At 32.6% G+C, this 19,495-nt stretch carries 17 protein-coding genes, 2 other RNA genes and 1 riboswitch; of the genes, 6 read left to right on the top strand and 13 right to left on the bottom strand.

Annotated features, from left to right (window positions below):
* Nucleotide 1: 1 nt before the first annotated feature.
* On the bottom strand, nt 2–559 hold the full coding sequence (locus RWM24_RS01785) for an ECF transporter S component (RefSeq protein WP_314110974.1): 558 nt from the start codon (nt 557–559) through the stop codon (nt 2–4).
* 156 nt (nt 560–715) lie between these two features.
* A riboswitch (TPP riboswitch) is annotated at nt 716–805 on the bottom strand.
* A 143-nt stretch (nt 806–948) separates the two neighbouring features.
* Here RWM24_RS01785 and ssrS point away from each other — a divergent pair.
* Both ssrS and RWM24_RS01775 read left to right on the top strand, forming a co-directional pair.
* Nucleotides 949–1,139: non-coding RNA, 6S RNA (gene ssrS, locus RWM24_RS01780), on the top strand.
* A gap of 135 nt (nt 1,140–1,274) precedes the next feature.
* Nucleotides 1,275–1,733: a universal stress protein gene (locus RWM24_RS01775; protein WP_314110973.1), complete on the top strand. Its 459-nt coding sequence runs from the start codon at nt 1,275–1,277 to the stop codon at nt 1,731–1,733.
* 308 nt (nt 1,734–2,041) lie between these two features.
* Here RWM24_RS01775 and dtd read toward each other — a convergent pair whose 3' ends face one another.
* The 4 genes from dtd to prmA form a co-directional block, all read right to left on the bottom strand.
* Nucleotides 2,042–2,488: a D-aminoacyl-tRNA deacylase gene (gene dtd / locus RWM24_RS01770; protein ID WP_314110971.1), complete on the bottom strand. Its 447-nt coding sequence runs from the start codon at nt 2,486–2,488 to the stop codon at nt 2,042–2,044.
* Between the two features lie 26 nt (nt 2,489–2,514).
* Nucleotides 2,515–4,731, bottom strand: a complete 2,217-nt coding sequence (locus tag RWM24_RS01765; RefSeq protein WP_314110969.1) for a bifunctional (p)ppGpp synthetase/guanosine-3',5'-bis(diphosphate) 3'-pyrophosphohydrolase — start codon at nt 4,729–4,731, stop codon at nt 2,515–2,517.
* A 111-nt stretch (nt 4,732–4,842) separates the two neighbouring features.
* Nucleotides 4,843–5,601, bottom strand: coding sequence for a 16S rRNA (uracil(1498)-N(3))-methyltransferase (locus RWM24_RS01760; RefSeq protein WP_314110967.1), 759 nt, complete (start codon nt 5,599–5,601; stop codon nt 4,843–4,845).
* A gap of 9 nt (nt 5,602–5,610) precedes the next feature.
* Nucleotides 5,611–6,555, bottom strand: a complete 945-nt coding sequence (gene prmA / locus RWM24_RS01755) for a 50S ribosomal protein L11 methyltransferase (RefSeq protein ID WP_314110965.1) — start codon at nt 6,553–6,555, stop codon at nt 5,611–5,613.
* 232 nt (nt 6,556–6,787) lie between these two features.
* Between prmA and gpsB the strand changes: the two genes are divergently transcribed.
* From gpsB to RWM24_RS01740, 3 genes are all read left to right on the top strand, one after another.
* Entirely contained in the window at nt 6,788–7,153 is a 366-nt protein-coding gene (gene gpsB / locus RWM24_RS01750) for a cell division regulator GpsB (protein ID WP_314110963.1), read from the top strand.
* An 11-nt stretch (nt 7,154–7,164) separates the two neighbouring features.
* Nucleotides 7,165–7,525, top strand: an RNA gene (gene rnpB / locus RWM24_RS01745) — RNase P RNA component class B.
* Between the two features lie 77 nt (nt 7,526–7,602).
* Nucleotides 7,603–8,748 carry a class I SAM-dependent RNA methyltransferase gene (locus RWM24_RS01740; protein ID WP_314110961.1) on the top strand — a complete coding sequence of 382 codons (1,146 nt, stop codon included), beginning with the start codon at nt 7,603–7,605 and terminating at the stop codon, nt 8,746–8,748.
* A 155-nt stretch (nt 8,749–8,903) separates the two neighbouring features.
* Here RWM24_RS01740 and clpB read toward each other — a convergent pair whose 3' ends face one another.
* Entirely contained in the window at nt 8,904–11,501 is a 2,598-nt protein-coding gene (gene clpB / locus RWM24_RS01735) for an ATP-dependent chaperone ClpB (RefSeq protein WP_314110959.1), read from the bottom strand.
* Nucleotides 11,502–11,700: 199 nt separating this feature from the next.
* Nucleotides 11,701–12,810, bottom strand: coding sequence for a hypothetical protein (locus RWM24_RS01730; RefSeq protein ID WP_314110958.1), 1,110 nt, complete (start codon nt 12,808–12,810; stop codon nt 11,701–11,703).
* Between the two features lie 101 nt (nt 12,811–12,911).
* Between RWM24_RS01730 and RWM24_RS01725 the strand changes: the two genes are divergently transcribed.
* Complete coding sequence (locus RWM24_RS01725; protein WP_314110956.1) at nt 12,912–13,844, top strand: diacylglycerol kinase family protein; 933 nt, start codon at nt 12,912–12,914, stop codon at nt 13,842–13,844.
* A 32-nt stretch (nt 13,845–13,876) separates the two neighbouring features.
* Here RWM24_RS01725 and RWM24_RS01720 read toward each other — a convergent pair whose 3' ends face one another.
* The 6 genes from RWM24_RS01720 to pflA form a co-directional block, all read right to left on the bottom strand.
* On the bottom strand, nt 13,877–14,617 hold the full coding sequence (locus RWM24_RS01720) for a MerR family transcriptional regulator (protein WP_314110954.1): 741 nt from the start codon (nt 14,615–14,617) through the stop codon (nt 13,877–13,879).
* 100 nt (nt 14,618–14,717) lie between these two features.
* Complete coding sequence (locus RWM24_RS01715; protein ID WP_314110952.1) at nt 14,718–15,575, bottom strand: YitT family protein; 858 nt, start codon at nt 15,573–15,575, stop codon at nt 14,718–14,720.
* A gap of 19 nt (nt 15,576–15,594) precedes the next feature.
* Nucleotides 15,595–16,485 (bottom strand): YitT family protein, encoded by an 891-nt coding sequence (locus tag RWM24_RS01710; RefSeq protein WP_314110950.1) that lies wholly within the window; start codon nt 16,483–16,485, stop codon nt 15,595–15,597.
* Nucleotides 16,482–17,372 carry a VOC family protein gene (locus RWM24_RS01705; protein WP_314110948.1) on the bottom strand — a complete coding sequence of 297 codons (891 nt, stop codon included), beginning with the start codon at nt 17,370–17,372 and terminating at the stop codon, nt 16,482–16,484. The genes RWM24_RS01710 and RWM24_RS01705 overlap by 4 nt, the downstream gene beginning before the upstream one ends.
* A 100-nt stretch (nt 17,373–17,472) precedes the next feature.
* Nucleotides 17,473–18,402: a manganese-dependent inorganic pyrophosphatase gene (locus RWM24_RS01700; protein WP_314110946.1), complete on the bottom strand. Its 930-nt coding sequence runs from the start codon at nt 18,400–18,402 to the stop codon at nt 17,473–17,475.
* 63 nt (nt 18,403–18,465) lie between these two features.
* Nucleotides 18,466–19,227 (bottom strand): pyruvate formate-lyase-activating protein, encoded by a 762-nt coding sequence (gene pflA, locus RWM24_RS01695; protein WP_314110944.1) that lies wholly within the window; start codon nt 19,225–19,227, stop codon nt 18,466–18,468.
* Nucleotides 19,228–19,495 lie beyond the last annotated feature (268 nt).

Below are 19,495 nucleotides of genomic sequence, written 5' to 3'. Positions count from 1 at the left end.
ATTAATTTCCTCTTGTAGCTTTTACTTTTTCTAATAAGTTCATAACAATTTTTACAAATACTACTCCGAAAACAAAAACAGAAATAAAACGAACAACGATTAATGCAACTAAAAATCCTAAAGAATAAGCGCCATATCCTAATTTGAAATACTCATAAATAAAGCTAAAGACAACTGTACCAATCGCACCTAATGTAAGAGAGAAAGTATCATATCTCTTATAAACCGTTGCAAAAAATCCTACTTCAGTACCTAAGCCTTGAATAAAACCAGAAACTAAAACTCCAACTCCAAAATGAGAACCCATTAACATTTCTGCTAAAGCAGCTAACATTTCTCCAAGGGTTGAACTTCCTTTCTTCTTCAATAGTACTCCAATCATCGGAGCAGCCATCGTCCATAATCCAAATAAAATTTCATTGGCAAAAGGTTGATACCCTCCAGGTGTTAATGCCACTTCTAATGCGACATACAAAAATCCTGCCCCCATAAATACGCCCCCAAAAAGAAACGCTAATAATGCCATTAAAATGACATCTTTCAAACTCCATTTTTCCATAAAAAAAACTCCCTTCGTTTTCAAAACAAAAGGAGGCTCATTCACTAACATCATGAACATCAGCAATGGAAACTAATTCTTTGAATCCCGACATCAATACAGCCTAAAAACACTATCTTTTATATCGAGCAAACAAATCATTAGAAAACATTACTATTGTAACATTCCACATTTCCCTTCGCTGGTACTATCCAGATCAGGTTCAATGGGTATAATCTCAGCCAATAGGCACCCCAAATGTTTTGTAATATTAAATTTTCTTTTATCATATCATATTTGAAATCATTTTCAACTTATCTGCTTAAAAAAATATTTGCACCCTTGTCATAAGTAAACGCTATCAATTTTAGTATTGATTTTTTATCAGATGAGTGCTACTATAGTGACATAGAAATCTGAGATGTGCGCGGTATTTACTATGTGTTGACCGAACAATTAATGACTATTTAGGGATTCAGATTGTTGTTATGGATAACAAGCCATTGCACTTGGAAGTTAAGAAGTAACTCATAGAAGCCCACCTGCTTAGAATGCGGGTTCAAAACTATCAAATACATCAAACGGCATCACCGGAAATCTATCAATAAAGTTTTTACTTTGGACCACTCTTTCGAGTGGTTTTTTCTTTTATAAACGGATTTTATCTTTATGAAATCCCTTTTAAAACTTTTTCATAGTGGTATAATAAAGGTATAAAGATTAAGGAGTGATTGTTATGTTCCATGAATATTCAAAAATTTTAGTTCCGGTAGATGGGTCTAATGAAGCTAGATTAGCTTTTGAAAAAGCAATTGAGGTAGCTAAAAGAAATCGTGCTCAAGTTTTAATTGCTCATATTATTGATACACGAGTCCTTCAAACTCCTACTGGTTTCGAAGGAAACTTTAATGAAGAAATTCAAAGACAAACAGAAAATTTATTCCAAGAATATCGTCAATATGCTCAAGAACATGATTTTAATGATATCGATTTTGTTTTAGAATATGGTTCACCAAAAGTTTATATTTCTAAAAACATTCCAAAGGATTATCAAATTGATTTAATTATGATGGGCGCAACAGGACTCAACGCAGTCGAACGTTTATTTATCGGTTCTGTATCAGAATACGTCATCAGAAACGTCAGCTGCGACGTCTTAGTAGTCCGTACAGACCTAGAAAACCAACGACAATAAAAGTATAAAAATAAAGAATAGGAAAGACTTCCCGTAGTAACAAGGGTCTTTCCTGTTCTTTATCTTTGATGATTCATTTAAAAGTCTTCAACGCCTCTTACATGAGTGACACTAAAAAAGTATAGAAAAAGAGAAAAAAAAGACTTTTCATAGTAGCTAACGTAATAGAAGCCAAAATTGGCTTCTATTACTGGAACAATCGAGACCTTAGGCTCGATTGTTAGCCATGAGATTCGCAACGCGAAGCTGCTGGCGTCCAAGCTACTATTTTTAAAAAGTCTTTTTTTCTCTTTTTCTATTACGCCCCATTAACGGGTTTTTGAATCCAACAGGATTGTCACTGGTCCGTCATTTAGTAACTCTACTTTCATATCCGCACCAAACTGCCCCGTTTCAACAGGAATCCCAGTATCTCTTAACAAACCATTAAACTGATCAAACATCTCAATCGCAACATCCCCAGGAGCTGCCTTTGAAAACGAAGGACGATTCCCTTTCTTCGTATCCGCATATAAAGTAAACTGCGAAACCGATAAAATCTCACCGTCAATATCCTGAATACTACGATTCAACTTACCCTCTTCATCTTCAAAAATTCTCATCTGAACAATTTTACGAACAAGATATTCCATATCTTCTTTTGCATCATCATGCGTTACACCCACTAATAAAAGAAAACCACGTTGAATCTTTCCAATGACTTTCTCTTCCACAGTAACACTCGCATGAGAAACACGCTGTAAAACAACTCTCATAATTCTTTCCTCTTTCTCGCAGCTGATTATGAAATCACACGACGAACACTATAAACATCAGGAATTTGATTAATTTTCTTCACAATAAATTCTAATTGTTCCGTATTATGAATTCCAATATTGACCGTAATTGTAGCCATCTTATTAGAATCCACTTTACCATTTACAGAATTTAAAGACTTCGTAATACTATTGATAACATTTAACACCTCATTCAATAAACCATTACGATTGTATCCTTCAACAACTAATTCTGTATCATATTGTTGCTTAGAATTACCCGTATCTTCCCAATCCACATCAATAAGACGAGTTTGTTGATCTTGTTGAACTTTAACATTCGGACAATCTTTACGATGGACAGAAATTCCACGTCCTTTTGTAATATATCCAACAATTTCATCACCCGGCACCGGATTACAACAACGACTTAAACGAATTAATAAATTATTAACCCCTTCAATAATAACGCCATTTTCATGCTTAATACTCATCTTTTGAGTATCTTTCCGTTGAATTTTTTCAGTCGTTTGTTCAAAAGCTTCTTCTTGCATTTTTTGCTTTTCAATTTCTCGACGAGCTTTATCTGTTAATCGATTGGCAACTGTTTGAACAGAAACTTCTCCAAATCCAATTGCTGCAAATAAATCATCTTCATTGGCAAAATTAAATCGACCAGAAATTTCTTTTAATTGAGTTTTTGATAAAAAGTCTTTTGGAGAAAATCCTAAATCAACAATTTGTTTTTCTAGTAAATCACGGCCACGAAGAATACTTTCTTCACGATTTTGTAATTTAAAGAATCGACGAATTTTATTTTTTGCACGAGTCGTAAAGACTAAATTAATCCAGTCTCTTGATGGACCAAATGAATTAGCAGAAGTTAATACTTCTACAATATCTCCTGTTTTTAACTGATAATTTAATGGTACAATTTTATTATTAACTTTTGCGCCGACTGTTTTATTTCCAACTTCCGTATGAATATTGTAGGCAAAATCTAACGGCCCTGAACCTAATGGTAACTCAGAAACATCTCCTTTTGGAGTAAAGACATATACTTTATCACCAAAAATATCTTCCTTCACACTATTCATAAAGTCATTCGCGTCTTTTGAATCATCTTGTAATTCAATTAAATCTTTAAACCAATCTAATTGTTTTTGAAGTGGATCATTCGATACTTTTTGCGTATTTCCTTCTTTATACGCCCAGTGAGCGGCAACCCCGTATTCTGCAACAGCATGCATTTCAAATGTACGAATTTGAATTTCTACCGGTTTACCTCCAGGACCAATAACCGTCGTATGAATCGATTGATACATATTCGCCTTTGGCATTGCAATATAATCTTTGAAACGACGAGGCATTGGTTTCCATTTCGTATGGATTGCCCCAACAACTGCGTAACAATCACGAATACTATTCACTAAAACACGAATCGCTAATAAATCATAGATTTCATTAAACTCTTTCTTTTTATCTTTCATTTTACGATAAATTGAATAAATGTGTTTAGGTCTTCCATAAATTTTCGCTTCAATTTCTAATTCCTGTGTAGCTTCTTCAATATTCACGACTGTTTCATGAATATATGCTTCACGTTCATCACGTTTGGAATCCATTAGTTGAACAATACGATAATATTGTTGTGGGTTTAAATATCTTAATGATGTATCTTCTAATTCCCACTTAATTTTATTCATCCCTAGTCGATGGGCTAAAGGCGCATAAATCTCTAATGTTTCATTTGCAATCATGCGTTGCTTTTCTGGTTTATGAAATTTTAAGGTTCTTAAGTTATGTAAACGGTCTGCTAGTTTTACCATAATAACCCTTAAATCATTTGCCATCGCTAATAACATTTTACGGTGATTTTCCGCTTGTTGTTCTTCATGAGATTTATATTTAATTTTCCCAAGTTTTGTAACACCATCTACTAAAAATGCAACATCCTTGCCAAATACGTACTGAATATCTTCAATTGTAAATCCTGTATCTTCAACAACATCATGTAAAAAGCCTGTTGCAATCGTATCTGGATCTAAGTGCAATTCTGCCAAAATTCCAGCTACTTGAATTGGGTGGACAATATATGCTTCGCCAGATTTTCTTACTTGATCCTTATGAGCGAAGGTCGCATATTCAATGGCTTTTTGGATGAACTGAATACTCTTTTCATTCATATATTCACGACAGAGTGAAATGACATCTTCAGCCGTATAATTTTTATTTTTTGACATATACGTTTTTCCCCTTAATTCATAACAGTAACGATTTTAAAAATGATTTTTGTTACTGTCTTCTTAACTTTAGTTAATACTTATCCTATCTCTTTCTTTGCCTTCCGTCAACTATTTCAAACCTTTTAAAAGTTCGAAATAATAGGACACTGCAGCTAATGCATACATGGGTGCCGTTTCAGCTCGTAAAATTCTTGGACCTAAGGCACAAGAATGAATTTCCTGGCTATTTAAATACTCAATTTCTTGTAGGTCAAATCCACCTTCTGGACCAAAATAAAAGGCAATCGAATCTCCTTTTTGTAACGAAGTCAACGTTTGAACAAATACTGCCGCTTCTCCTTCTTTGGCAACTTCTTCAAAGGCAACTAATGCTTTTGTCGATTGCTTAGCTAAACTGACACTTTCCTTTAAAGTCATTAACTCTAGCACTTTTGGCACATGTAATCTGTGTGATTGTTCTGCTGCTTCTTGCGCAATTTTTTGTAATCTTTCAATTTTCTTTTGAGATTTATCCTTAGTCCATTTCACCATATTCCGTTTCATTTCTACGGGTACAATCGTATGAACGCCTAATTCTGTAGCTTTTTGGACAATCGTTTCTAATTTATCCCCTTTTGATAGCCCTACAAAAATTGTCACATCAATCGGTAATTCTACATTTTGTTCTGTATGTTCTACTATTGTTAACTCTAATGGTGATAATTTTGTAATTTCTGCGATATATAATTGTTCGTTCTCATCTACAATTTCACAACATTCTTCGATATTCATTCGCATCACTTTTACCATATGATGCTCTTGCTCTTTAGGAACGGAGATCTTTTCTCCTACAGATTGAATGACTTGATCAATAAAATAACGTTGCATCTCATTCACCTAGTCTTTCACTTTTGTCATGACAAATGTATTCCATTCACCCATTGTGAGTTGTTGTTTTAAAGTAAATCCTGCATTTTCATAAGCAGAACGTACTTCCTCTGCTTTTGACTGAATAATTCCTGATAAAATTAAAACACCATTTTCATTTAAATTATGATAGGCATCAACTGGCATCATTAATAATATCTCAGCTAAAATATTCGCCACAATTAGATCTGAAGGTTGTTGAATACCTTGTAATAAATTATTTTCATAAACAGCAATTTCACCAACTTCTGGGTTTAATGAGATGTTTTCTTTTGAAACTCTTGTTGCCATTTCATCAATATCAAAAGCTGAGACATTACTAGCCCCTAATAGTTTAGCAGCAATACTTAAAACACCTGAACCTGTTCCAACATCTAATACACTCTCTCCACCACGAACATATTGCTCTAAAGCTGCTAGTGATAATTGAGTCGTTGGATGCGTTCCTGTTCCAAATGCCAAACCTGGATCTAAACGAATTAAGCGTTCATCTTCTTGTTGTTTCTGATACTCTAACCAACTAGGAACAACAGTTAAATATCTAGTCACACGCACTGGGAAATAATATTTTTTCCACGCTTCTGCCCAGTCTGCTTCTCCTACTGTTTGTAATGTCACAATTCCCTTACCAATTGTTAATCCGAAATATTTTAGTTCTTGAACTCTATTCGTAACTGTTTCCGTCATTTCATCATTCCATTGATTTGGTTGGAAATAAGCTTTGACAAATACTTCATCTGTTTCATATAAGGCTTTTTTTTCTACTGAAAGCCATTCTAATTGTTCTTGATTTAATTGATCATAATCGAGCGGATCTTCAATCGAAACTCCTTTAGCTCCAATTTCCATAAAAATTTCACTGACTGCCTCTACACTTTCTGTATGAGTTACTACTGTAACTTCTAACCAATCCATTTATTAACTCTCCTTTTGCGTATATCCTTGTTCACAAGACATTATAACAAAGAAAATAAAATTTGACTAAAAATTTAATGTAACATATTTGTAATTTTTCTGAATTTTTAGTATGATATTGAAGATAGAAAAACGAGAGGTTTTTCACTGCTTGCAAAAGACAGTTATGCATCGAGTAGCAAGTATACTGGAGTAAACTATATAATGATTAATATTAAGGAGTAATGAAACCATGGCAAGACATTTATCAACAAAAGATATTTTAAATAAACAATTTAAACGCTCATTTAGAGGATTTGACATTGAAGAAGTAGATGCATTTTTAGATTTAATTATTCGTGATTATGATACATTCCAAAAAGAAATTAGCTTTTTACAAAGTGAAAATGAACGTTTAGTAAATAAAGTTGACGAATTATCAAAACAAGCAACTGTCACAAAAGGAACTCGCTCAGCTAGCATTCCTTCTGCTGGAGTTACAAACTTTGATATTTTAAAACGTTTAGCGAATTTAGAAAAACATGTCTTTGATGAAAAATTAGAAGAAGACGATGATGATTTAGACAAAACTCGTGTTATTACCCCAATTAAAGATTAATAATACTTGTAAACTTTGAGTAATCGCGGTAGTGATTTCACTACTGAGGAAAGTCCATGCTCGCACAGACTGAGATGTCTGTAGTGTTCGTGCTTAGCGAAACAATAAGCTAAGGCAACAACTTGTTGACGGCAGAAAAAATGGCTAAGGATTTCTATGCCAAAGTATTCTTGAAAGTGCCACAGTGACGAAGCATTTCTGGAAACGGAAATGGTGGAACGCGGTAAACCCCTCGAGCGAGCAACCCAAACATATGGTAGGGGCACTCTTTATTAGGAAATGAACGAAATAAGAGGCACATTTGTGTAGACAGATGATTACTGAAATCAATTAGAACCTGCTAATTGATGGAACAGAACATGGCTTATAGAAGTTTGCATTCAGGTTATTTACCGGGGTCTCCCGGTATTTTTTTTGAAAAACAAAACTTTCATAGAAAGGAAATCATTATGACAACTTATAAATTAGTCGCCACTGCTGCAGCTGGCATTGAAGCACTTGTTGGAAAAGAATTAAGAACTCTTGGATATGATTGCCAAGTAGAAAATGGAAAAGCTTATTTTACTGGAGGCGATTATGATATTGCAAAAACGAATATTTATTTACGTACAGCAGATCGTATTAAAATTATTTTTGGTCAATTTACCGCTAAAACTTTTGATGCTTTATTTGAACAAACAAAAGCACTTCCTTGGGAACAAATTTTACCAGTAGATGCAGAATTCCCTGTATCAGGAAAATCTGTTAAATCAACTTTACATAGCGTTCCAAACTGCCAATCTATCGTAAAAAAAGCAATTGTTAATCGTCTAAGTGCAGCTTACGCTCGTAAAACACATTTACCAGAAACAGGAGCACTTTATCCTATCGAAGTTTCTATTTTAAAAGATGTTGTAACTTTAACCATTGATACAAGTGGTACAAGTTTATTTAAACGTGGCTACCGTACTGAAAAAGGTGGTGCACCATTAAAAGAAAATATGGCAGCAGCTCTTGTCATGCTAACAAATTGGTTCCCAGATAAACCATTTTATGATCCATGTTGCGGTTCAGGTACTATTCCTATCGAAGCTGCTTTAATTGGATTAAATATTGCTCCTGGATTAAATCGTTCATTTGCAGCTGAAAAATGGACATTCTTTGATCCAAAAGCATTTGATACAGTTCGCCAAGAAGCAAGAAAAGAAATTCGTACAGATGTAACATTAGACATTCTTGGAGCTGATATTGATGGTTCTATGATTGAAATTGCAAAACAAAATGCAATTAAAGCTGGTGTTAGCGAGCATATTGAATTTAAGCAAATGCAATTAAAAGATTTCCGTACGAAGAAAGAAAATGGTGTATTAGTCGCTAATCCACCATATGGTGATCGTTTATTATCTGAAGAACAAGCTCAAAATATTTACCGTCAAATGGGACAAACATATGAACCATTAGAAACTTGGAGTAAGTATATTTTAACGAGTGATTTAAGTTTTGAAGAACATTACGGAAAACAAGCCACTAAAAAACGTAAACTATACAATGGTGCCATTCGTACCGACTACTTCCAATTCTGGGGCATCCGTAAACGCAAAACGGTAAGTGAATAAATAAAAAAAGAAAACTTTTCAATGTAGTAGTACTATAAGCCACACGACTGTGGCTTATAGTACAGGAAACTTTGAGACCTAGGCTCAAAGTTTAGCCATGAGACCGCAGGTCTGCTGGCGTCCTTACTACATAGAAAAGTTTTTCTTTTTTATTTTCATTCTTCAACTACATGAAACGTAACGTGGTCTGCTACTACATCACATTTTACGGTATTTCCTGGTAAAATACTTGAACGAATTAATTCTTTTGCAAGTGGTGTTTCAATTTCACGTTGAATATAACGAGCAATTGGTCTAGCACCATAAACTGGATTATAAGCATTTTCAGAAATCCAATCTTTCAACTCATCCGTGAACTCTAATTGAATCTCTTGCTCTTGTAAACGAAGATTCAAATCTTTCAACATCTTACCAATGATGCCATGAATATGAGTTCTTGATAATGGTGTGAAGAAGATTGTTTCATCAATACGATTTAAAAATTCAGGTTTAAATGTACCCTTCAAGACGTTGTCGACTGCCTGTTTCGTTTCAGCATCAATCGTTTCTCCTTGAATTTCTAATAAGAATTGAGAACCAATATTACTTGTCATAATAAAGACCGTATTTTTAAAGTCAACAACTCTACCTTTTGAATCTGTTAAACGTCCATCATCTAATACTTGTAATAAAATATTGAAGACATCTGGATGTGCTTTTTCAATTTCATCTAATAACACAATCGTATATGGATTACGACGAACTGCTTCTGTTAATTGGCCGCCTTCTTCATAACCAACATATCCTGGAGGTGCTCCAACTAAACGACTCACAGAGAATTTCTCCATATATTCACTCATATCAATTCTGACCATATGGTCTTGACTATCAAATAAGTTTTCTGCCAATGTTTTCGCTAATTCTGTTTTACCAACACCAGTTGGTCCTAAGAATAAGAAGCTACCAATTGGTCTATTTGGATTTTGTAATCCTGCACGAGAACGTAAGACTGCATCTGCCACTTTTTGAACAGCTTCATCTTGCCCAATCACACGTTCATGTAACGTATCTTCTAATTGAAGAAGTTTTTCTCTTTCTCCTTCTACTAATTTAGTGACTGGAATACCAGTTAATCTACCAACAACACGAGCGATTTCTTCATCTGTTACTGCTTCTTGCACTAATCGATTATCTTCTTGAGCATGAAGTTTTGCTTGAGCTTCTAATTCTTGAATTTCTTTTTCTAATTTAGGAATACGACCATGACGAAGTTCAGCAGCTTTTTCTAAATTATATTCAGCTTCAGCTTCTTCTAATTCATGTTTTAAGCGATCAATTTCTTCACGTTTATCACGAATTTTATTCACTTCTTCTTTTTCGATTTCCCATTTCATTTTCAAGCTATTTGCTTCTTCACGTAATGTTGCTAATTCTTCTTGAAGAATCGATAATCGTTTTTTACTTGCTTCATCTTTTTCCATTTTTAATGCTTGTTCTTCGATTTCTAACTGCATTAAACGACGAATAACAGAATCTAATTGTGTTGGCATTGAATTCATTTCTACACGAATCGTTGCACATGCCTCATCGACTAAATCAATCGCTTTATCTGGTAAATACCGATCTGTAATATAACGATTTGATAAAGTTGCTGCCGCTACTAAAGCATTGTCATGAATATTAACACTATGGTGAATTTCAAAACGTTCTTTTAATCCACGTAAAATAGAAATTGTATCTTCTACCGTTGGTTCATGAACTAATACTTTTTGGAAACGTCTTTCTAAGGCTTTATCTTTTTCCATATTTTCGCGATATTCATCTAATGTTGTTGCTCCAATACAGTGTAATTCTCCACGAGCTAACATTGGTTTTAGTAAGTTTCCGGCATCCATAGACCCTTCTGTTTTACCAGCTCCAACAATTGTATGAATCTCATCAATAAATAAAATGATTTGCCCTTCTGATTTTGTCACTTCTGATAACACTGCTTTTAGACGTTCTTCAAATTCTCCACGGAATTTTGCACCAGCGATTAAAGCCCCCATATCTAATGAGTAAATCACTTTATCTTTTAAATTTTCAGGAACATCTTTACGCACAATTCTTTGTGCAAGACCTTCTACGATGGCTGTTTTACCTACCCCCGGTTCTCCAATTAATACAGGATTGTTTTTTGTTTTTCTAGATAAAATACGAATGACATCACGAATTTCTTCATCACGTCCAATAACTGGATCTTGTTTTCCAGATTTTACTGCGTCATTTAAATTTTGTGCATATTGTTTTAATGCTTCATATTGATTTTCTTGATTTTGACTAGTCACACGACTTCCTCCTCTCAATTTTTCAATTCTTTCTTGTAATACTTGTTTTGTTACTTGATGTTTCACTAAAAATTCTTTAATAGGATGATTAATTTCCATTAAAGCTAGTACAATCACTTCAGTTGCTAAATATTCATCTTGAAATTGTTGTCTAATTTCATCTGCTTTCGTTAGTAATTGATAGAAAGATGGACTTAAACTTTGACCATATTGGACTTGGCTTCCTTCTACTATTGATAATTGATCAATTTTTTCATCCACAAATTTTTCTAATTCTGAAATTGGAACATGGACATCTTCATATAGATTTCTCACAAAATGATTGGGCGTTAAAAATACTTTCCACAAATGTGAGATATCAATTTCTTGATGTTTTCTATTTTGCGCAATTTCTTGTGCCTGAGCAAGTGATTGTTGCATCATCGTTGTCATTTTTTCAATATTCATCTTGCTTCCCCCATTCTTTTTCTTCCATTTCTTTATCAAATTTCTTTGATGTTTATAGTATACACCTTTAGTCAATAAAGGTCAAACATTTTCTTTGACTTTTTTTGACTTTTTGACAAAAAAGAATAGAAATTCCATAGTAGCTGAAACCGTAGGTTTGCTTGCGCCCTAGCTACTATAAAATTTCTATTCAAAAAATCTATCCATTTGAATCAACACGCATTACTCTTCTTACGCAATAATATCCTGGAGTTAACTCTTTCTCCTTATCCTCAATACCCTCACCACGATAATACGAAGACAACGGCAATAAATTAATAATCGGTGCTTTATGAGTCTCCTCTAACCAACCACCCTTTGTAACAGATACATCATCGATTAATTCCGGACCAAATTCAGCATTCGCAATCGTTAAACCAAACATATTCTCTTTCCATAAAGGAGAAATATTTTGCTGGAATAACTGACGTTTTAACTGATTTCCCCATTTGAATAAACGACGACAACTTGCTCCACAACAATATTCCCATTCATCTTCATTTAATAATCCAAAACCATGACGCTCTACTTCCCTTTTTACATCAGAATAAGAAATCGCATCATCTACATAACAATCAAAAATATCAGGATTCAAATGATTTTGTTGAATTAATAAAGGAGCTTTTCTAGCTACTGTGGGATAATCTTGTAAAAAATTATGCTTTTGCCCTTCAGGTACCAACAATGAATGAATCCTCTCAAGAAGATTATCTGTATGATTTTCAAGAGAAATTAATTGTCCTGAAACTACGTTATATTGACCGATATATTTCATTCCAACATATTGAGGCTTCTTCTCTACTAATAAAGCTGGAATATTCACTTCTCGTAGAGGTGAAGTTGAACGATTAATTTTCTCATCAATGTATTCTGTTGTTAAACGAATATGAGAAAAATCTTGATTCAAAAATCCTTCCTCTGTTAAAAGTGAACTGGTTAATTGTTGATTACAATACCGTTTTAAAGCGTATCTCAATTCTTGACGCTCTTCACTACAATCAAGCCCAGATAAACCAGATAATCCTCTATCCCATCCTAAAATACATTTTTTCTGTCCAGGTACAAATACATACTCTATACCATCTATGACTATTTCAAATGTATCTATTTTTATACCACCAAAATGATAACTAACTGGAGTAATTTTTGTCACTTCTAGTATTGGATTTACAAAATGTCTTAACACATTTTGAATGACTACTTCCTTCATTTCATTTGATAAGGTTTTCCATGTTGGGTTTAAAACTGCGTCAAATAAATTATTAGACATCTTCATCACCTCAGTTCTATTTTCAAATTAATCTTAACACTTCTTCATTTATAAAATCAACTCGATTTGTTATAATATATTGTACACAAAAGGAGAATACTATGCAGTTAATGATTATCGCAAATCCATTTTCCGGTGGTGGAAATGGAAAAAAACAATTCGACAACTTAGTCAACTATTGTCTAAAAAACAACATTACATTTTCAACTTATTTAACACAATATTCTGGAGAAATATTTGAAATAATTCCTCGTATTATTCAAAACTTATCTTCAGAACAAAAAATGATTATTATTGGTGGAGATGGTACGTTAAATGAAGCAATCTCTTCTCTTATTGCATTCAATCAAGAAATTCCTGTAGCTTACTTACCCGCAGGAACAGGAAATGATTTTGCAAGAGAAATGAAATTTTCACATGATATTCTAACATTTATAAAACATCTACAAAATGAAACGGTTAAACAGCTTGAAATCATTTTATATCATGAAAAACTCAGTCATAAAAAAGGAATTGCAATTAATTCATTAGGCTTTGGAATAGATGCTGCTATTTGTCAGTTAAATACTTTCCAATCAAAATCACAGAAAAAACGATTTGGTTTAAATAAATTATCTTATTTAACACCAATCATAGAGGCCTTTAAACATCATCAAAAATTTCAAGCTTCGATTCAAATTGATGACGAACCTATTCAAATTGCTGATAAAAATTTATTAGTAGGACTATTTAATCACTCTTATTTTGGTGGTGGTATTCAATTTGTGCCCACTGCAAAACAAAATTCTCATCATTTTGAAGTAGTCGTAGCTAGAGACGTTACTACTAAAGTTATTCTTAAAGCTTTTCCATTTATTTTATGGAATAAACAACATTTTGAACGATTTCCAAATCACTTAATGAAAGAAACTGCTACTAAAGCGTGCATCAAAATTCAACAACCCATTCTTATGCAAACAGATGGAGAAGTTACTTCTTTTGAAGCAGTGGATCTAGAAGCTGAACTCATTACCTACCCAATCTATTTAACCTAAAAAACTGGAGCCAATAACGACTCCAGTTTTCTTTATCCTCTCACTTTTGCAACATATTGTTGGATTGCATCACAAGCATATTGTCCAACACCTTTTCCATAGTGATCTAAATTTGTTCGAAACTCTTCATTATGAGCATAGCCAAGTCCAATACTTGAAAATACATCTATCGAACAATCAAATGCATATTGACACATATGCTGATGTAATTCTTTTGCCAAATCTACATTTACTTCATCTGTTGCTGGAATTCCTTTTTGAATATTATCTGCATATGCAAAGAAAATTCGATTGAATCCTTCAGCTACAATATCCTCTTTTCCCTTTTGCTTTTCTTCAGCTTCATTCATAACTTCTTCACCATATTTTTTTATGGCTTCATTTTTATATTTTTTATTATCTGAAACACTAAATCCTTTAAATTTTTCTTCTGATGACATCTTAATTTTCCTTTCTGTAGACAGAATTGTCTTTTCTAATGTATCAATTAATGTTAGAAGTTTTTCCTTTTCATTTTGCATTAACATTAATTGTTTTTGTAAGTGTGGTAATAAGTCCTCTTCCTTTTGTTGCAAAAGTGTCTGAATTTCTTTTAGAGAAAATCCTAAATATTTATAATAGAGAATCGTTTGTAGATAAGATAAGTCTTCTTCACTATAATATCGATAACCATTTTCATCTTTTTTTGGTGAAAGTAATCCAATACTGTCATAATGATGTAAAGTGCGCACCGATACACCACTAATTTCGCTTACTTGTTTAATGAAATACATAATCATTCCTCCTAACAATTACAGTATACGGTATGACGTTAGGTCATAGTCAAGACTTTTTTATAAAAAAATACACCTCCAAAATGGAAGTGTATCCTATTTATGATTTCGGTTGATAAGTAAATCCTTCACCAATAACATGGGTGACTTCAGTAATAATCGTAAATGCTTCAGGATCTACTTCATGAATGATTCTTTGTAATGTCATCACTTGTAGACGGTTAACAGCTACAAACAATACTTTTCTTTCTTCACGAGAATAAAAGCCATGACCGTCTAAAATCGTTGTACCACGACCAATTTTTTCTTGTATTTGTGCACCAATTTCTTCATATTTCTTCGAGATAATCATAAAGGATTTCTTAGAGTTAAATCCTTCTAATACAAGGTTTATCATTCGACTTGCTGTAAATAAATAAATTAATGTAATAATTACTTTTTCTAAATCAGAAATAATGGATAAAGGACTCACAACAAAAATATCTAATATTAATAATGAAACAGAGACATTCCATCCTAAATATTTTTTCAACATCATCGCAATAATATCCGTTCCTGCTGTTGTTCCATTTCCTAACATTACAAGACCTAATGCAGCCCCTGCAACCACTCCACCACCAATTGCTGCTAATAAAACATTGTGAGGAATAAATTGATAAACACCTCTTGTGATATCCAAGAATACAGACATTAAAATAATAGCATATACAGTATAAAACATTGTTCTACGTTCTAAATATTGATACCCAATTAATAGTAAAACAATATTAATCACTAAATTTGAAGTCCCGGGATTAATGCCCATAATATAATATAATAATAACGTAATCCCTGTTACACCACCACTCCCAAACTGATTTGGAATCACAACTGCATTAATCGTAAACGAAAAAATAAAAGATCCGATGGTAACCATCAATAGTGACATTAGAGTTTCTTGATTTAAATACTTTTTCATATGAGACTTCTCCTTTCTCTTATTCAGGGTCTCTATGGAATCTTCCATAGAAGTTTTCTGTTGCAAATTGATTAATAATCACTCGAGGATCAGCTTCTTTTAATACTGAAATTGCATCAATTAATTCATAAGATGATAATACAGTATGTAGTAAATACATTCTCTCATGACTAAAACCACCAATTGCTTCAACACAAGAAATACCATGACGAATATTTTTTAAATATGCTTGCATCACTTCTTCACCATAACGTGTTGTAATTTGTAAAGTTACACGATGGTATCGTTGATGGAAATTGCTAATGACTTTCGTTGAAATATATTGAAATAGAATTGAGTACCCTGCATATTTCCAACCAAAAATAGCTCCGAAAATTAATAATAATAATGTATTAAAAAAGAATACTTCTTGCCAAATTGTTTTACCATTTCGATTAGAAAAGAATAAGGCAATAAAATCCATTCCTCCAGTAGAAGCATTTCCTTTTAAAGCAATGGAAATATAAATTCCATTTAACACTCCACCAAAAATAACATTTAATAAAACATCATCAAAAATTGGTTCAAAATGTAATACTCGTATAAAAAAACTTCCACAAAATACTTGTACAATTGAGTAAAACGTAAATCTAGGGCTAATGCCTCGATAACAAATAATCGCAACAGGAATATTTAATGCTAGCATCATTAATGAAATGGATAAATCCATTCCAACTAATTCTCCTATTTGATGAATTAAGATAGACACCCCTAAAAATCCACTCGATAATAAATTGGAAGGTTGAATAAAAACTTTTAAGGTAAATGCTTGTAAAAATCCGGATACTAAAATTGCTAATATACTTACTAAGTGACGAATTTTAGGATTTTTACGATATTTACGATACATTGCAGGATTCAATAAACTCATAGGCGTTCACCTACTTTTAAATGATAACGAATATGATCGGGTGTTAAAATTTTTAATTCTGAATCTTGGTATAAATATGGCCATTCCATTTCTTCTAATCCTTCCACAATTGCTTCTAATACTTTAATTTCTGGGACAAAAAACATAATTTCCCTTACGCCATATAAGGTATGACTTTTATCAACATTTTGCCACTCATTAATTGCAATCGAATAATATTGTTGATTAATTTGAAAATTTTGACGTTCAGCAACATAATCGTAAGTTGTTTTAAATTGAAAAATATCATGAAGGAAGTCAGAAGTCTTTTGAATATCTTCTACAATATAGTGAACTTGATTTAAACGTGTTTTAGCAGGAAGACCATGAACACCAGTATCACCCAATTGAATGAAATCTTGAATTGGAATGGTGACTTGATTTCCTTCTAAATATTGCATTTCATGATTGACATCTTCTAATAATAAATCTTTTTTCACACAATAAAATTTTAAACGATTTTGTTCTGGATCCATTATATAAAAAGCTTCACTATATCCATCATCACAAGTTGCCATAATCATTTGTTCTTCCAATAACAAATGATTACTTAAATCACCCAACAATTGTTTTTTTGGAATTTCAAATCCTAAATAATACGTTAAGTTGGTATTACGAGTTCCAGTATTTTCTACAGCCAATAATCGAATCATCGGAACACTTCCCTGAGGCATTCCTAATAAAATCTCTGTTTCAAAGTCTTGTAAAATGGTTAAACCCAAAACTTGTGTATAAAACCTCTTCATACTATGGATATTTTCTACAAATAATGTTACTTGAGCAATATCCCATTCTTTTTGTGATCCAGAAGGCAATAAATTTTTCAAATAATCTAATAAATGTTTCACTGCTTCTCATCCTTCATTTTTCCAATTTTTTTCAATAAAATAATCCGAACAGGTCATGGCTATTCTGTCCATCAATTGTTCGGATTAAACATAAATTAAATTAGCCCTCAAATGCTACTGTTAAAGGTGGCACTACTTGTTTTTTACGAGATACAACACCTGGTAAAATTAACAAGCCATTTTCATATTCTGTATTAAATGCATTCGCAACTGTATCTAATGCTTCTCCAACAACTAATCCTGTAGAAACACTTGTTAAAATATTTGTTACTACTAATAAAAATGTATCGTAACCATGAGTTGCATTTGCTTCTTTCATACTAAATTCTAATGCATCACGTCTAGCTAGTAATTCTTGTTCATCAACAACATTCACTTGAGCAATACGCATATTCAATGAACCCATTGGGAATGATTTTGCATCTAAGTCAATTAATTCTGCTTCTGATTTTGTTGATAGATTTGTCCCTGCTTTTAGCATTTCTAATCCATAAGAATTTACATCAATTTCAGCAATACGTGCTAATTCAGTTGCAGCTTCAATATCTTGTTGTGTGCATGTTGGTGATTTAAATAATAATGTATCAGATACAATAGCTGAAACCATTAATCCTGCAATTTCTTTTGGAATTTCGATTCCATATTCTTTATACATTTTAAATAAAATCGTATTTGTACATCCTACTGGTTCACAACGATAGAATAGAGGATTTGCCGTTTGGAAATTCGCAATACGATGATGATCCACGACATATTGTACTTCAACTTTTTCAACATCACTAGCACTTTGTTGTACTTCATTATGGTCTACTAAGGCTACTTTATCTGTTTCTTCACTTAATGATGTAATCACACGTGGTGCTGTTCTATTAAAATAGTTTAGTGCATATTGAGTTTCTTCATTAGGTTCACCTAATGCAACTGCTTCTGCATCTTCTCCTAATTGTTTTAATAAATAGGCATACGAAATAGCTGATGTAATCGCATCTGTATCTGGATTTTGGTGTCCAAAAACTAATAATTTACTCATCTTATATCCTCACTTTGTAATTTTATAATGACTATTTTACCACACAATATTTAGAAAACCAATCTAAACTTCTAAATATCCTTTATATTCTTGTGTTCTTAAAATACGGTTCGCATTTGCAACACGTTCTTTTGTTGGTGGTTCAATATGTTCTAATTTATATGGAATTCCTAGGTTTTTCCATTTATAAACTCCTAAACGGTGATATGGTAAAACTTCGAATTTCAATACATTTTTTAAACCTGCTACAAAGTCACTTAATCTTTGTAAATATTCATCATAATCTGAACGTTCAGGAACTAGTACGTGACGAATCCAAACTGGTTGACCTTTATCTGATAAATATTCTGCTAATTGTAAAATATTTTTATTAGTCCAAGCCGTTAATTTCTTATGTTGTTCATCATCAATATGTTTAATATCTAATAAAATTAAATCTGTATATTCTAATAATTCTTCGAATTTACTAAAGAATGGTTCATCGTATGTAAATGGCATACCACAACTATCTAATGTAGTGTGAATTCCCATGGCTTTACAACGTTTAAAGAAATCAATTAGAAAATCAACTTGTAGTAAAGGTTCTCCTCCACTTACTGTTACGCCACCTTTTTTACCCCAAAAGGCACGATAACGTAAAGCTTCTTCTAATAATTCTTGACTTGTAATCTTTGTTCCTCCTCCAATATTCCAAGTGTCTGGATTATGGCAAAACTCACAACGCATACGACATCCTTGCATAAACGTTACAAAACGGACTCCTGGTCCATCAACAGAACCAAAACTCTCTGTAGAATGAATATATCCCTCAACTGGTTCACTCATTCTTTATCCCTCCAATTTATCTATCTATTTTAATCGTATTATACCACAATAATACAATAATAAAAAACTAATGAATTCTTTTTCACTTTCATTAAAATTTTATTTTTAACTGTACTTATTTTAATTTTTTGTTCCTTATTTGTTCCGTAACATTGTATTTTATCCAAATTAGAGAAAAAAAGAACGTTGATAAATCAACGTTCTTCACAACTTTGGTTCTATAATTTATAGGGTTGATGGAGAAAATCCACCAACCCTATTTTAGTGT

Origin of the sequence: uncultured Granulicatella sp. (assembly GCF_963516875.1) — a bacterium.
In the GTDB taxonomy this organism is placed as follows: Bacteria; Bacillota; Bacilli; order Lactobacillales; family Aerococcaceae; genus Granulicatella.
The sequence above is the reverse complement of the archived record's forward strand: the minus strand, read 5'-3'. Positions and strand labels throughout refer to the sequence as shown.

What these genes read in the sequence shown, in the direction of transcription:
- RWM24_RS01785 (WP_314110974.1), bottom strand. Translation starts at nt 559, where the DNA reads ATGGAAAAATGGAGTTTGAAAGATGTCATTTTAATGGCATTATTAGCG.
- RWM24_RS01775 (WP_314110973.1), top strand. Translation starts at nt 1,275, where the DNA reads ATGTTCCATGAATATTCAAAAATTTTAGTTCCGGTAGATGGGTCTAAT.
- dtd (WP_314110971.1), bottom strand. Translation starts at nt 2,488, where the DNA reads ATGAGAGTTGTTTTACAGCGTGTTTCTCATGCGAGTGTTACTGTGGAA.
- RWM24_RS01765 (WP_314110969.1), bottom strand. Translation starts at nt 4,731, where the DNA reads ATGTCAAAAAATAAAAATTATACGGCTGAAGATGTCATTTCACTCTGT.
- RWM24_RS01760 (WP_314110967.1), bottom strand. Translation starts at nt 5,601, where the DNA reads ATGCAACGTTATTTTATTGATCAAGTCATTCAATCTGTAGGAGAAAAG.
- prmA (WP_314110965.1), bottom strand. Translation starts at nt 6,555, where the DNA reads ATGGATTGGTTAGAAGTTACAGTAGTAACTCATACAGAAAGTGTAGAG.
- gpsB (WP_314110963.1), top strand. Translation starts at nt 6,788, where the DNA reads ATGGCAAGACATTTATCAACAAAAGATATTTTAAATAAACAATTTAAA.
- RWM24_RS01740 (WP_314110961.1), top strand. Translation starts at nt 7,603, where the DNA reads ATGACAACTTATAAATTAGTCGCCACTGCTGCAGCTGGCATTGAAGCA.
- clpB (WP_314110959.1), bottom strand. Translation starts at nt 11,501, where the DNA reads ATGAATATTGAAAAAATGACAACGATGATGCAACAATCACTTGCTCAG.
- RWM24_RS01730 (WP_314110958.1), bottom strand. Translation starts at nt 12,810, where the DNA reads ATGTCTAATAATTTATTTGACGCAGTTTTAAACCCAACATGGAAAACC.
- RWM24_RS01725 (WP_314110956.1), top strand. Translation starts at nt 12,912, where the DNA reads ATGCAGTTAATGATTATCGCAAATCCATTTTCCGGTGGTGGAAATGGA.
- RWM24_RS01720 (WP_314110954.1), bottom strand. Translation starts at nt 14,617, where the DNA reads ATGTATTTCATTAAACAAGTAAGCGAAATTAGTGGTGTATCGGTGCGC.
- RWM24_RS01715 (WP_314110952.1), bottom strand. Translation starts at nt 15,575, where the DNA reads ATGAAAAAGTATTTAAATCAAGAAACTCTAATGTCACTATTGATGGTT.
- RWM24_RS01710 (WP_314110950.1), bottom strand. Translation starts at nt 16,485, where the DNA reads ATGAGTTTATTGAATCCTGCAATGTATCGTAAATATCGTAAAAATCCT.
- RWM24_RS01700 (WP_314110946.1), bottom strand. Translation starts at nt 18,402, where the DNA reads ATGAGTAAATTATTAGTTTTTGGACACCAAAATCCAGATACAGATGCG.
- pflA (WP_314110944.1), bottom strand. Translation starts at nt 19,227, where the DNA reads ATGAGTGAACCAGTTGAGGGATATATTCATTCTACAGAGAGTTTTGGT.